Source organism: Thiocapsa sp., from assembly GCF_022340925.1.
Taxonomy (GTDB): domain Bacteria; phylum Pseudomonadota; class Gammaproteobacteria; order Chromatiales; family Chromatiaceae; genus Thiocapsa.
Genome location: NZ_JAJDNA010000076.1, coordinates 1 through 11289, shown reverse-complemented (window position 1 = coordinate 11289; position 11289 = coordinate 1). Strand labels below are relative to the sequence as shown.

13 protein-coding genes are annotated in these 11289 nt (G+C 65.6%); 6 read left to right on the top strand and 7 right to left on the bottom strand.

Going from position 1 to position 11289, the window contains the following annotated elements; genetic code table 11:
* The first annotated feature begins 90 nt into the window (after positions 1 to 90).
* On the top strand, positions 91 to 447 hold the full coding sequence (locus LJE61_RS09460; protein WP_296913584.1) for a nitrous oxide-stimulated promoter family protein: 357 nt from the start codon (positions 91 to 93) through the stop codon (positions 445 to 447).
* Between the two features lie 94 nt (positions 448 to 541).
* Here the strand turns inward: LJE61_RS09460 and LJE61_RS09455 are convergent, their stop codons facing one another.
* From LJE61_RS09455 to LJE61_RS09435, 5 genes are all read right to left on the bottom strand, one after another.
* Positions 542 to 1324, bottom strand: coding sequence for an ABC transporter permease (locus LJE61_RS09455; protein WP_296913579.1), 783 nt, complete (start codon positions 1322 to 1324; stop codon positions 542 to 544).
* Positions 1321 to 2061: an ABC transporter ATP-binding protein gene (locus tag LJE61_RS09450; RefSeq protein ID WP_296918251.1), complete on the bottom strand. Its 741-nt coding sequence runs from the start codon at positions 2059 to 2061 to the stop codon at positions 1321 to 1323. The genes LJE61_RS09455 and LJE61_RS09450 overlap by 4 nt, the downstream gene beginning before the upstream one ends.
* Positions 2058 to 3035 (bottom strand): ABC transporter substrate-binding protein, encoded by a 978-nt coding sequence (locus LJE61_RS09445; protein WP_296918249.1) that lies wholly within the window; start codon positions 3033 to 3035, stop codon positions 2058 to 2060. The genes LJE61_RS09450 and LJE61_RS09445 overlap by 4 nt, the downstream gene beginning before the upstream one ends.
* Positions 3036 to 3106: 71 nt before the next feature.
* Entirely contained in the window at positions 3107 to 3814 is a 708-nt protein-coding gene (locus LJE61_RS09440) for a hypothetical protein (protein WP_296913571.1), read from the bottom strand.
* Positions 3815 to 4204: an Mth938-like domain-containing protein gene (locus tag LJE61_RS09435; protein WP_296913568.1), complete on the bottom strand. Its 390-nt coding sequence runs from the start codon at positions 4202 to 4204 to the stop codon at positions 3815 to 3817.
* 97 nt (positions 4205 to 4301) lie between these two features.
* On the opposite strand from LJE61_RS09435, the gene gltX reads away from it, so the two are divergent.
* Both gltX and LJE61_RS09425 read left to right on the top strand, forming a co-directional pair.
* Positions 4302 to 5717 (top strand): glutamate--tRNA ligase, encoded by a 1416-nt coding sequence (gltX, locus tag LJE61_RS09430; RefSeq protein WP_296913565.1) that lies wholly within the window; start codon positions 4302 to 4304, stop codon positions 5715 to 5717.
* A gap of 128 nt (positions 5718 to 5845) precedes the next feature.
* Positions 5846 to 6454: an SOUL family heme-binding protein gene (locus tag LJE61_RS09425; RefSeq protein WP_296913562.1), complete on the top strand. Its 609-nt coding sequence runs from the start codon at positions 5846 to 5848 to the stop codon at positions 6452 to 6454.
* Between the two features lie 230 nt (positions 6455 to 6684).
* Here the strand turns inward: LJE61_RS09425 and LJE61_RS09420 are convergent, their stop codons facing one another.
* Positions 6685 to 7011: a DUF1840 domain-containing protein gene (locus LJE61_RS09420; protein ID WP_296913559.1), complete on the bottom strand. Its 327-nt coding sequence runs from the start codon at positions 7009 to 7011 to the stop codon at positions 6685 to 6687.
* Between the two features lie 307 nt (positions 7012 to 7318).
* Here LJE61_RS09420 and LJE61_RS09415 point away from each other — a divergent pair, with 307 nt between their 5' ends.
* The 3 genes from LJE61_RS09415 to LJE61_RS09405 all read left to right on the top strand — a co-directional run bounded on the left by LJE61_RS09415 (position 7319) and on the right by LJE61_RS09405 (position 10476).
* Complete coding sequence (locus tag LJE61_RS09415; protein ID WP_296914076.1) at positions 7319 to 8992, top strand: glutamine--tRNA ligase/YqeY domain fusion protein; 1674 nt, start codon at positions 7319 to 7321, stop codon at positions 8990 to 8992.
* On the top strand, positions 8989 to 9570 hold the full coding sequence (locus LJE61_RS09410; protein ID WP_296918247.1) for a DinB family protein: 582 nt from the start codon (positions 8989 to 8991) through the stop codon (positions 9568 to 9570). Before LJE61_RS09415 ends, LJE61_RS09410 begins: the two co-directional genes overlap by 4 nt.
* Positions 9571 to 9837: 267 nt before the next feature.
* The gene (locus LJE61_RS09405; protein WP_296918245.1) at positions 9838 to 10476 is read left to right on the top strand and encodes a uracil-DNA glycosylase; all 639 of its coding nucleotides are present in this window, start codon (positions 9838 to 9840) and stop codon (positions 10474 to 10476) included.
* A gap of 304 nt (positions 10477 to 10780) precedes the next feature.
* Here LJE61_RS09405 and LJE61_RS09400 read toward each other — a convergent pair.
* Positions 10781 to 11289 (bottom strand): AAA-type ATPase lid domain-containing protein (locus tag LJE61_RS09400; RefSeq protein WP_519973012.1); only part of this gene is annotated, 509 nt, incomplete at its 5' end.

Sequence of the window (11289 nt, the reverse complement as noted above, 5' to 3'; positions counted from 1 at the left end):
CGGACAACATGGATCTGGGGCCGCTTCCCGACGGGTTGCCGGAGCCGCGGGCGTGACCGGGAGGCTTGACCTCGATCACGGCCACACGCGATGAACCCGGGTCCCCGTATCACGCGTGAGAAGAAGACCATCGCCGCGATGATGGTGATCTACTGCCGGGATCATCATGGCGGCGGCGGGCGGCTCTGCCGCGAGTGCGCGTCCCTGCTCGACTATGGCCATCGACGACTGGACACCTGCCCGTTCCAAGAGGACAAGACTGCCTGCAACCGCTGTGAGGTCCATTGCTACAGCAGCCACATGCGCGAGCGGGCGCGCGACCTGATGCACTATTCCGGCCCGCGCATGCTCAGGCCCCATCCGATCCTGAGCCTCTGGCATCTCCTCGACAAGCTCCGCCCGGCCCCGAAGCTGAAGGTCCGGCCGCATCCGAGCAGGAAGCCCTGATGCCATTCAGGAGCCTGCCGATTGTCGGGCCCAATCGCGCAGGGTGGCGCGCCGAAGGCGGTCGCCGCGCTCGGCGCGTCCGCCAAAGACCGCATCAGGTGTTGCGCCGATCCCCGTGCCAGCGGTGCAGCAGCAGCCACTCGATGAAGCTCAGGAGTGCGTAGAGGATGACGCCCATCAGGGCGAGGAGCATCAGTGCGGCGAACATCTTGGCGATCTGCAGCCGGTTTCCGGCCTCGAGGATGCGCCAAGCGAGCCCGTTGGTGTTGCCGGAGGCGGCGGCAAACTCGGCGACCACCGCACCCACCAAGGCGAGGCCGCCTGCTGTCTTGATGCCGCTCAGAAGGTAGGGCAGGGACGAGGGGATCATCAGTCTGCGGAAGGTTTGCCAGAAGCTGGCGTGATAGAGCCGGAAGAGGTCACGCAGGTTCGGATCGACCGCCTTGAGGCCGGCTGTCGCGCTCGCCAGGACGGGGAAGAAGGCGACGATCCAGGCGAGGATGAGCACCGCGAGCCAGGCCTTGTCGAGGCCGACCCAGACGATGATCAGGGGCGCGATGGCCACGACCGGTGTGACCTGTAGGGTCACGGCGTAGGGCGAGAGCGCCGCTTCCGCGATGCGGCTCGAGGCGAAAAGCGTGGCGAGCAGGATGCCCGAGATCACCGCGAGCACAAAGGCGGCGAGCGTGGTTCCGAGGGTGGTCCAGGCCGAGGCGAGCAGCGAGGGGCCATCGGTCTCGAAGACCGCGAGGATGGCGCTGGGCGGAGGCAGGACGAAGGGCTTGATCTCCCAGTAGGCGACCGACCATTCCCAGAGCCAGATCAGTCCGGCGAAGAGCGCGACCGGAAGGATGATCCTCAATAGCTGCAACCTCATGTCGAGACATCCTCGAGGACGGACAAGATGTCGCGGGCGGTGGCGTTGAAGGCCGGGGAGGTGCGATAGCCGGCCTCGCGCGGGTAGGGCGCGGGGTTGCGGATGTCGGCGACCAGATGCCCAGGCCGGCCGCTGAGGATCAGGATGCGCTGCGAGAGATAGACGGCCTCGAAGACGGAGTGGGTGACGAAGATCCCGGTGAAGCGGCGCTCCGTCCAGAGGCCGAGCAGGTCGTCGTTGAGCTTGCCCCGGGTGAGCTCATCGAGTGCCGCGAATGGCTCGTCCATCAGGAGCACCGCGGGCTCGGCTGCCAATGCGCGTGCAATCGAGACGCGCATGCGCATGCCGCCGGAGAGCTCGCGGGGCAGGGCGTCCGCGAAACCCGCCAGGCCGACCTTGTCCAGGGCGGCGCGGGCCCGCTGACCGGCGTCGGCCTCGGCAACGCCGCCAAGCTCGAGCGGGAGGGCCACGTTTTTGGCCGCGCTGGCCCAGGCCATGAGGGTCGGCTCCTGAAAGATGAAGCCCAGTGCCGCGCGTCCGCGCGGCCACTCGACGCTTCCGCGACTCGGCAGCTCCAGCCCGGCGATCAGCCGGAGCACCGTGCTCTTGCCGCATCCGGAGGGACCGAGCAGTGACACGAAGGCGCCGGCCTCAATCTCGGCGCTCAGCTCCTGCAGCGCGGCCGTCCCATTCGGGTACGTCTTGGCGAGCCGATCCAGACGTAGGTCGTGGGTCACGGCTCGGGCGGCAGGAAATCGAGCCGGTAGGCCCGTCGCCAATCCAGATCGGCCGGATAGACCCCGCCGGCGGACATGGTCTCGTAGAATGCCTGCCAACGGGCGTGGGTCATGGTACCGATCCCTGCGGTGCGCGCATCGCCGGAGGTGGCGAGCTGGTGTCGGCCCATCTCGGCGATGGCGTGCAGGAGCAGGTCGTCGGTCATCTCTGGGTTATCTGCCTTGATGAGCCTGTTCCCGGGTGCCGGATCGCCGCTCAGATAGTCGCGCCAGCCCGCGATGGATGCGGTGACGAAGGCACGTACCAAGCCCGGATCCTGCGCGATCCGGCTGTCGGCGGCCAGGATCAGGTTTCCATACGAGGGATAGTCCTCGTCGGCGAGCAGGTAGGCCTGCGGCGCGACCCCGCTCGCCTTCTCGATCTGGTACGGCTCGCTGGTCACATATCCTTGCTGGATGGCCTGCGGATCGGCGAGGAAAGGCGCAAGGTTGTAGGTGTACTTGCGGATCTGGCGGTCTGTGAATCCGAACCTGGCTTTGAGCCAGATCCAATGGCTGCCGACCCCCGCGTCGGAGATCATGATCGGCTTGCCCCGCATGTCGGCGATCGAGCGAATGTCGTCTCTTGGGTGCGTGATCAGCACCTGCGGATCCTTCTGGAAGATGGCGGCGACCGCAGTGGCGGGGATCCCCACCTCGACCATGTTGAGCGGGATGAAGCTGTTGGAGCCCACTGCGAAATCGGCCTGCTCGGAGCCCAGGAGCAGTGGCACGTTGACCGAAGGCCCGCCCTGGATGATGTCCACATCCAGCCCGGCCTGGGCGTAGAGCCCCAGCGCCTTCGCCTGATAGTAGCCGCCGAGCGGGGCCTGGGCCTTCCAGTCGGTGACGAAGCGCACCTTGCTGAGGTCCGCGGCCCCAACGACGCCGGCCAGGGTCAGTCCGAGGGCGCAGGCAGCCACTCTCGTCAGCATATTGACCTCCGTCGGTGGCGCGGCCCGGCGCACTGTCATATCGGCGCGGCGCTCGCCGATGGATTCCGAGCTCAGGACGGCTCGGCCGGCTCCGGCATTGCGCCGCTCGGGCCGGTGTCCTGCAAGGGACTGAGGAGTTGCTCGAACTCATCCGGGTTGACGTACTGGATGATCACCTTCCCGCCGCTATCGCGCCCGATATCGAGACCACGCTCCGGGTACAGCCAGTGGACGACGCCGGTCTTGGCCTCGGTCAGCTGCAGGCTTGGGGTCCCGAAGCGCTTCTCGATCAGCGTGTCGTCGAGCCTGGCCTTGGGCAGATAGCTGATCGTGCGGATCGGTCGCGAGCCGAGGGCCTCGGCGTCCACCGGATCGAGCTTGATCTTGCGGCTGCCGCTGCCGACCTGACTGATCCGCAGTCCGCGCTCGTACATGGCCGCGAGGGTGGTCTGATCGACGTCCAGGGTAAAGACGAAGTCGGCGCGCAATCGCTGCAGGTGGATCTGCTCGAAGAACGCCTCGACCCCGTAGGCTTGTTCGCGTGAAGGGTCCTGGAAGAGGTTGACCTTGCCGTCCTCACCGAACAGTGCGCGGACCTCGGCAAGTGTCGTCTCGCCGATCGTGAAGCCGAAGACCTGCAAGCGACCCGCCGTGTCCTGCGTGGTCCGCCAGGGAAGCCGAATCGTGTCATCCTCGATGGAGGCGGGCATCAGGAACAGGACCCCCAGGAACCCGAGGATGGCGACGCCGATGACGGAGAGGACGATGTGTCGGTCCATTCAGGCACCCCAGGGGAGCAGACCGGCGACGATACGGCGCCCCTCGGACATCAAGATATTGTAGGTCCGGCAGGCGGCCCCCGTGTCCATGATCTCGATCCCGATGCCCCGCTCCACGGCCGCGGCGAAGCAGGCGGGATCCGGAAAGACCTGTGCTCCCCCGGTCCCCACGACGACGATTTGGACGTTCGCGGCGGGCTCGAAGCCGAGCAGCTCATCCATATGCCGGAGGGTGAGATCGGCGGCATGCGGTGGCCCCCAACCTTCCTGGACCCGGCTCGGGGTGACGATCAGGCCGCGCGTGAAGCACCGCCCGCCGATGGAGATCCCATCGACACCGTAGGCGTCGATCAGGTGTCCGCCGCCGTTGTCCGCCTCGGCAAATCGCATGGCTCGAACATACCCCAAGGCCCGGGGACGAACAAGCGGGCACGCCCAAGGGGTCTATAATCTCGCCACAGCCTTCATCCGACCGATCGGCAACCACATGAGCGTCCGCACCCGATTCGCCCCGTCTCCAACCGGCTATCTGCATGTGGGGGGCGCACGAACCGCACTCTTCAGCTACCTCTTCGCGCGCAAGCACGGCGGCCAGTTCGTGCTGCGCATCGAGGATACGGATCTGGAGCGTTCGACGGCCGAGTCGGTCAATGCCATCCTGGAAGGAATGACCTGGCTCGGGTTGGATTACGACGAGGGACCCTTCTATCAGACCGAGCGTTTTGACCGCTACAACCAGGTCATCGACGAGCTGCTTGCGCGGGGCCTGGCCTACCGCTGCGATTGTCCGAAGGAGCGTCTGGATCGGCTGCGCGAGGATCGGATGGCGCGGCGCCTCAAGCCTCGCTACGACGGCCACTGTCGCGGCAATGCGGTGGATCCGGATCGGCCGCATGTCATTCGCTTCAAGAATCCCGAAGAGGATGTCGTCGTGGTGGACGACATGATCCGGGGTCGCGTCGTCTTCAGTAACGCTGAGCTCGACGACCTCATCATCCGTCGCAGCGACGGTGCGCCCACCTATAACCTGACGGTGGTGGTCGATGATGCCGATATGGCGATCACGCACGTCATTCGCGGTGACGACCATTTGAACAATACGCCCCGGCAGATCAACATCCTGCGCGCGCTTGGGCACGAGCCGCCGCGTTATGCGCATCTGCCCATGATCCTCGGTGGGGACGGCACCCGACTGTCCAAGCGCCACGGCGCGGTCAGCGTCGTTGCCTATCGCGACCACGGCTATCTACCCGAGGCGCTTCTGAACTACCTGGTTCGCCTGGGCTGGTCGCATGGTGATCAAGAGATCTTCTCAGTCGAGGAGATGATCGAGCTCTTCGACATCGGCGCCGTCAACAAGGCCGCTGCGTCCTTCGACACCGACAAGCTCGATTGGCTGAACCAGCAGTATCTACAACGCGCCGATCCGGCCCGGATCGCCCGCCTCCTCAGCCCCCACATGGGTCGGCTCGAGATCGATCCCTCCTCCGGTCCCGATCTGGTGGATGTGGTCAAGGCCCAAGCTGCACGGGCCAAGACCCTGACCGAGCTCGCCGAGATCAGCGCCTTTGTTTACCGCGACTTCGAGGCGTTCGACGAGGTGTCGGCCAAGAAGCATCTGCGCCCGGTGGCGCGCGAGGGGTTGGAGCGCTTGCGCGCGGCCTTCGAGCTGATGGCTTACGAAGACTGGACCGCGGACGGTCTCAGGCATGTCGTGGAGGGCGTCGCCGAGGAGCTGGGGACCAACATGGGGAAGGTCGCCCAGCCCTTGCGTGTCGCGATCGTCGGGCGGGCCGCCTCCCCGGGGATCGACGAGACCCTGATGCTGGTCGGCAAGGACGCCACCCTGCGCCGGATCGACACGGCCTTGGCGTTTATCGCTGCGCGCGCGGGGACGGAATGATGGAGTGCCTTCGGACCAGACCTTGCGTTCCAGCCCCGAATGTCGCCGCACTGAATCCAGGCTGCGCGCTCCGTTTGACGCTGCTCGTCATCACAGCCGCCGTCTCGCTGCTGGGAGGACCTAAGGCGATGGCCATCGAAGAACCCGCCTACGAGGTCGTCCGGACCTTTCCCGAATTCGAGCTTCGCCGCTATCCGCCGTATCTGGTCGCCGAAACTGAGGTCAGCGGCGACTTCGATGGGGCTGGGAGCCAGGCATTTCGCATCCTTGCCGACTACATCTTCGGCAACAATCGTTCGAGCACGAAGATCGAGATGACTGCGCCGGTCAATCAAAGGCCGGCGGCGGGGGACAGCGAGCGCATCGAGATGACGGCACCGGTGGCACAGCGTCCCAAGAGCGGCACCGACGGGGGGATCTTCGTGATCAGCTTCGTGATGCCCTCGCGTTTCAGTCTGGATTCCCTGCCCGAGCCCGTCGACCCGCGCGTGCAGCTTCGCGAGGAGGCGGGTGGGCTCATGGCCGTTCGGCGCTACTCCGGGCGTTGGACCGAGGCGCGGTATCGCGAGAACGAAGACGCGCTCTTGCGCGCGGTCGAGGAGGCCGGCCTGCAACCGGCGGGCGCGCCAGTCTATGCGCGCTACAACTCGCCGTTTTCACTCTGGTTCATGCGGCGCAACGAGGTGATGGTGCCGGTCGCCGAGTCAGCTGACGCGGGTGCGGCTCCCCGTCCCTGATCCGAGCCGGTCGGCAAGACGGCGTTTGCCGGGTGATCAGCTCGGCCGGCCGCCCTCGTTCCCGGGACCGGCAGGCAAGGTCGGCGGCCTTTGCTCCTTGCTCTTTGCGCCAGCTTCATCGTCCTGACGGCGCATCCGGCGGACGACCGCTGGTTGTGCCAGAGGCCATGCCGCGCGATGTCACCCAGACCCGCAATCGCGCCGGCGATGGCGGAATGCCGGATCTGGACTCAATCATCCCACATGACATACTCCCCAGCCGCGGCGGCTGCAGTCAGCAGCTCGATCAAAGGCATCGCGCGGTGGGCGAGGCTCACGTGCTGCCCCTCGCCGCCGTCCCTCGCCGTGGCCGGCGTGCCGCTCGGCTCCGGATCCAGTGGCTCGTCCGCATGCTCCGCAACGGCCGCCTTCAGTCGCGCCAAGGCCGCAGGGATGTCCTCCGGCATGAGTGCGCCCGGTACGGTGCCGCTCTGCCCCATCAGCTTGAGGAGGGTCACGGCCACGTCACCGAACATGGTGATGTTGGCATAGGCCTGGGTTCGGAATGTCACGAGCATCTTGACCTCGACTGGGACTCATGCGCAGAGGGGGACGATCGTGATCCAGGATAGCGCAAGTCGCCCTCCCCATGCCCTGTCGACGCCGCTTGCCGGGCAGCGGCGACCCTTTCAATCCGCGCGGCAGGCGATAGAATGCGGACCTTGAGGCCGAGGCCCGGCACCACCAGGTCTGTCGTCCGCGCAGCCATCAGGCGCGGTCGTTCCGCGGCTCGCGGATATCCTGCGCGGCTGGGGCGCTGGCGGATCCGACCAGCGGCTCCGATCCATTATTCCCGGCCGATTCTTCAATGCACCCCAGGGCATCATGAGCGACACCCCCGAGACGCCGCGCACCAACTTTATCCGGCAGATCATCGCGGCCGATCTGGCGAGCGGAAGGCATGACCGGATCGCGACACGCTTTCCGCCGGAGCCGAACGGCTACCTGCACATCGGTCACGCCAAGTCGATCGTCTTGAACTTCGGGTTGGCGCAGGATTTCCGAGGGACCTGCAATCTGCGTTTCGACGACACCAATCCCCACAAGGAGAACGTCGAGTTCGTCGACTCGATCAAGGCAGACGTGCGCTGGCTTGGCTATGACTGGGGTGACCGCCTCTTCTTCGCCTCGGACTATTTCGAGCGGCTCTATGGGTTCGCGATCGAGCTGATCGAAAAGGGGCTGGCCTATGTCTGCGACCTGAGCGCCGAGGAGACACGCGCCTATCGCGGCACCCTGACCGAGCCGGGTCGGGACAGTCCCTACCGAAACCGTTCGATTGAGGAAAACCTGTCACTCTTTGCGCGGATGCGCGCCGGGGAGTTCCCGGACGGCTCGCGGACGCTGCGGGCGCGCATCGACATGGCGTCTCCGAACATCAACCTCCGCGACCCGGTGCTCTACCGGATCAAGCACGGGGTGGTCCATCACCAGACCGGTACCGCCTGGTGCCTGTATCCAACCTACGACTATACGCACCCCATCTCCGACGCCTTGGAGGGCATTACACACTCGCTCTGCACGCTGGAGTTTGAGGACCATCGCCCGCTCTACGACTGGTGCGTGGACAATGTCTCGGTGCCTTGCAAGCCGCGCCAGATCGAATTCAGTCGGCTCAATCTCGAGTACACGGTCATGAGCAAGCGACGCCTGACCGAGCTGGTGGCAGAGCGCCATGTCAGCGGCTGGGACGACCCCCGCATGCCGACCATCGCCGGCTTGCGCCGCCGCGGCTACACCCCGGCCGCCATCCGGGATTTCTGCGAGCGCGTCGGGGTCACGAAATCGGACAACCTGGTCGAGATGGCTCTGCTCGAGAGTGCCATCCGGGACGATCTGGACGCAACGGCGCCGCGTCGCATGGCGGTCCTGCACCCTCTGAAGGTGGTCATCAGCAACTATCCGCCGGGTCGAACGGAGTCCATCGAAGCGCGAAATCATCCCAAGGACGGGGCTAGAGGTGTGCGTTCCATCCCGTTCGGTCCCGAGATCTATATCGATCGGTCCGACTTTGCCGAGGCACCGCCAAAGGGCTTCAAGCGCCTTGTCCCCGGCGGCGAGGTGCGGCTACGCAACGCCTATGTGATCCGTTGCGAGGAGGTCATCAAGGGCGCGGACGGCAAGATCCTCGAGATCCGGGCGAGTGCGGACCTGGAGACGCTGGGTCGGGATCCCCAAGGTCGCAAGGTGAGGGGCGTGATCCATTGGGTGTCTGCCGGCCATGCACTGCGAGCCGAGGTGCGACTCTATGACCGGCTCTTCCGTGTCCCCGTGCCGGGCGCCGGGGGCGCGGACTTTCGCAACGACATCAATCCCGATTCCTTGCGTGTCGTGACCGACGCCATGCTCGAGCCGGCGCTTGGCCGTGCCGGGACGGGCGATCGCTTCCAGTTCGAGCGTGAGGGCTATTTCGTCATCGATCCCGATTCGACACCCGGACATCCCGTCTTCAATCTCACTGTCGGGCTTCGGGACACCTGGGGAAAAGGCCTGCAATGACCGGCAGGGAACGCCAGGAAGAGCTCGATCCCGCGGGCGCCGGCATACCCTGGCACGAGCGGCGCGTCGCCGACATCGTGTTGCGGCTGTATGCCTCAACCGTGTCACCGGCGGCTATTCTGCGTTCGTTTCGCCGGGATGCCTCGCGGGCCCTGACCTTGGCCGGCGGGCTTACCGCTGAGGAGGGTCGGATGCGCGTCCCGATCCAACGTTTCCCCGGAATCGAGCACAGCAGCCGCAGCTGGTCCGTCTACATGACCCTCGACCATCTGGTGATGGTCAACACGGCCATTACAGCCCTGATCCATGCGGTCTGCTCGGATCACAACCACGGGGCCGAGATCCGAGTCGAGGATGTCAAGCCCCACGTCGATGCCGGCCCAGACCGGATCCAGGCGCTGGAATCGGTCGTGGAACGCTATACGGATCTGATCGAGCGTCTGGGCGGCCTGCATGCGCGCCAGCGACATCCGCACCCCTGGTTCGGTCCCCTGACCGCGCGCCAATGGCATGCCTTGGCAGCGATCCACAATCGAACCCATCGCGCCCAGATCGAGAAAATTCTGCGCCGGCTCTAGGAGCCTGTCTGACTTGAGCGATCGTCGCGAGCCGAGTGGGAGAGCGAGGACAGATTCGACCGATTGCGAGGCGCATCGTGGGTCTAGGTAACGAGACATCGGTCGGATATGGACCGCTGTCCCGCCGGCGCAGTCGATCAGTCTCAAGTCAGACAGGCTCCTAGAAGGTGCTGTCGACATTTGCCTGAACGAAGACGGTTGCGAGCTGATGTTGGCTATCGATAGCCGATCATCCGCGTCCCTCTGTTCCAGCGGAGCGCAGTGTAGATGAGAATCGCCGATCAGGCATCGCGCGCCGAATCTCTCAGCCGGCTCTACGTCGAGCTCTCGGCCTGCCGGCGCTGTCCCGGGATGCAGGGGCCGCCGGTTCACGGCGAAGCGGTCATCTCACCGGTCATGATGATGGGTCAGGCCCCGGGGACCCGCGAGATTCAGCGCGGCATGCCCTTCTGTTGGACGGCGGGGAAGACCCTCTTTCGCTGGTTCGAGTCGATTGGCGTGGATGAGCCGGCATTCCGCAGGAGCGTGCTGATCAGCGCGGTCTGCAGATGCTTTCCCGGCAAAAACCCCAAGGGTGGCGACCGGGTGCCGGATGCCGGCGAGGTCGACCGGTGCACCGGTTGGTGGCGAAGCGAGCTTGCCCTTGCCCGCCCGCGCCTGATCATCCCGGTCGGCAGGTTGGCCATCACTCAGCTCATGGGGCCACGACGCCTTCACGACGTGATCGGTGCCCAGTGGCCGTACCTGTCGCCGGCCGGCTTGGAGGCCGACCTCATCCCGCTGCCACATCCATCCGGCGCCTCGACCTGGTTCAAGATGGAGCCCGGCAAGGCGTTGCTCGCGCGCGCGCTTGCCCTGATCGACGCGCATCCCGCCTGGGAGGAGGTTCGGGCAGCGCTCGGGTGATCAGACGAACCTTTCCGATGAGGAGTCGCGGATCATGCCGGCCGCCGGCGGTGGCGTTGAGCAGTGCAAAACAGCCCAGGTCATGGTCGATACCGAGACCTTTGTCGAGGAACGAGGCTGCCAAGAGCCTGCCGGACTTAGGATGACTCGGCTACGGAAGCGGGAAAACAGTCCATGTCGCCCCGCTTTTTGGTTACGTAGCGCCCCCTATGCGCCTCAGAACCGGAACGGAATGGCCTCGCTGTCCCACTCCCTCGCATCGATCCCCCTTAGGGCGACAGGCTCCTAGAAAGGCCGATGCCGGTTAGGACGAGCGAAAGAACTCCGGATCGAGATGGTGACGGCGAAGCAGCTTGTAGAACTCGGTGCGGTTGCGCCCGGCCAGGCGCGCCGCATGACTGACGTGGCCCTCGGTCATTTGAAGTAGGTTCACGAGGTACTCACGGTCGAAGCGCTCGCGGGCATCGGCCAGAGAGGGGATGGGGGTAAGCTCTTCGCGCAGGGCGCGCTGAACCAGGCTTGCCGGGACGATGCCCGTCGTGCAGAGCGCCGCAGAATGCTCGACCACGTTCATGAGTTGGCGGACGTTGCCCGGCCATGGTGCCGACATCAACAGCTCCATCGCATCGGGTGCGAAACCCTCGATTGACCGATTGTTGCGCTCGCTGGCTTGGGCGAGGAACCGACCCGCCAGCAGGGCGACATCCTCCCGTCGCTCCCGCAGGGGCGGCAAGTCCAGCCGAACCACGTTGAGACGGTAATAGAGATCGGCGCGAAACTGCTCATCGGCCATGGCCTGATCCAGGTCGCGAT

Bases quoted from the DNA above. Each gene is read 5' to 3' on its own strand.
- LJE61_RS09460 (WP_296913584.1), top strand. From the start codon at position 91: ATGAACCCGGGTCCCCGTATCACGCGTGAGAAGAAGACCATCGCCGCG.
- LJE61_RS09455 (WP_296913579.1), bottom strand. From the start codon at position 1,324: ATGAGGTTGCAGCTATTGAGGATCATCCTTCCGGTCGCGCTCTTCGCC.
- LJE61_RS09445 (WP_296918249.1), bottom strand. From the start codon at position 3,035: ATGCTGACGAGAGTGGCTGCCTGCGCCCTCGGACTGACCCTGGCCGGC.
- LJE61_RS09440 (WP_296913571.1), bottom strand. From the start codon at position 3,814: ATGGACCGACACATCGTCCTCTCCGTCATCGGCGTCGCCATCCTCGGG.
- LJE61_RS09435 (WP_296913568.1), bottom strand. From the start codon at position 4,204: ATGCGATTTGCCGAGGCGGACAACGGCGGCGGACACCTGATCGACGCC.
- gltX (WP_296913565.1), top strand. From the start codon at position 4,302: ATGAGCGTCCGCACCCGATTCGCCCCGTCTCCAACCGGCTATCTGCAT.
- LJE61_RS09425 (WP_296913562.1), top strand. From the start codon at position 5,846: ATGGCCATCGAAGAACCCGCCTACGAGGTCGTCCGGACCTTTCCCGAA.
- LJE61_RS09420 (WP_296913559.1), bottom strand. From the start codon at position 7,011: ATGCTCGTGACATTCCGAACCCAGGCCTATGCCAACATCACCATGTTC.
- LJE61_RS09415 (WP_296914076.1), top strand. From the start codon at position 7,319: ATGAGCGACACCCCCGAGACGCCGCGCACCAACTTTATCCGGCAGATC.
- LJE61_RS09410 (WP_296918247.1), top strand. From the start codon at position 8,989: ATGACCGGCAGGGAACGCCAGGAAGAGCTCGATCCCGCGGGCGCCGGC.
- LJE61_RS09405 (WP_296918245.1), top strand. From the start codon at position 9,838: ATGAGAATCGCCGATCAGGCATCGCGCGCCGAATCTCTCAGCCGGCTC.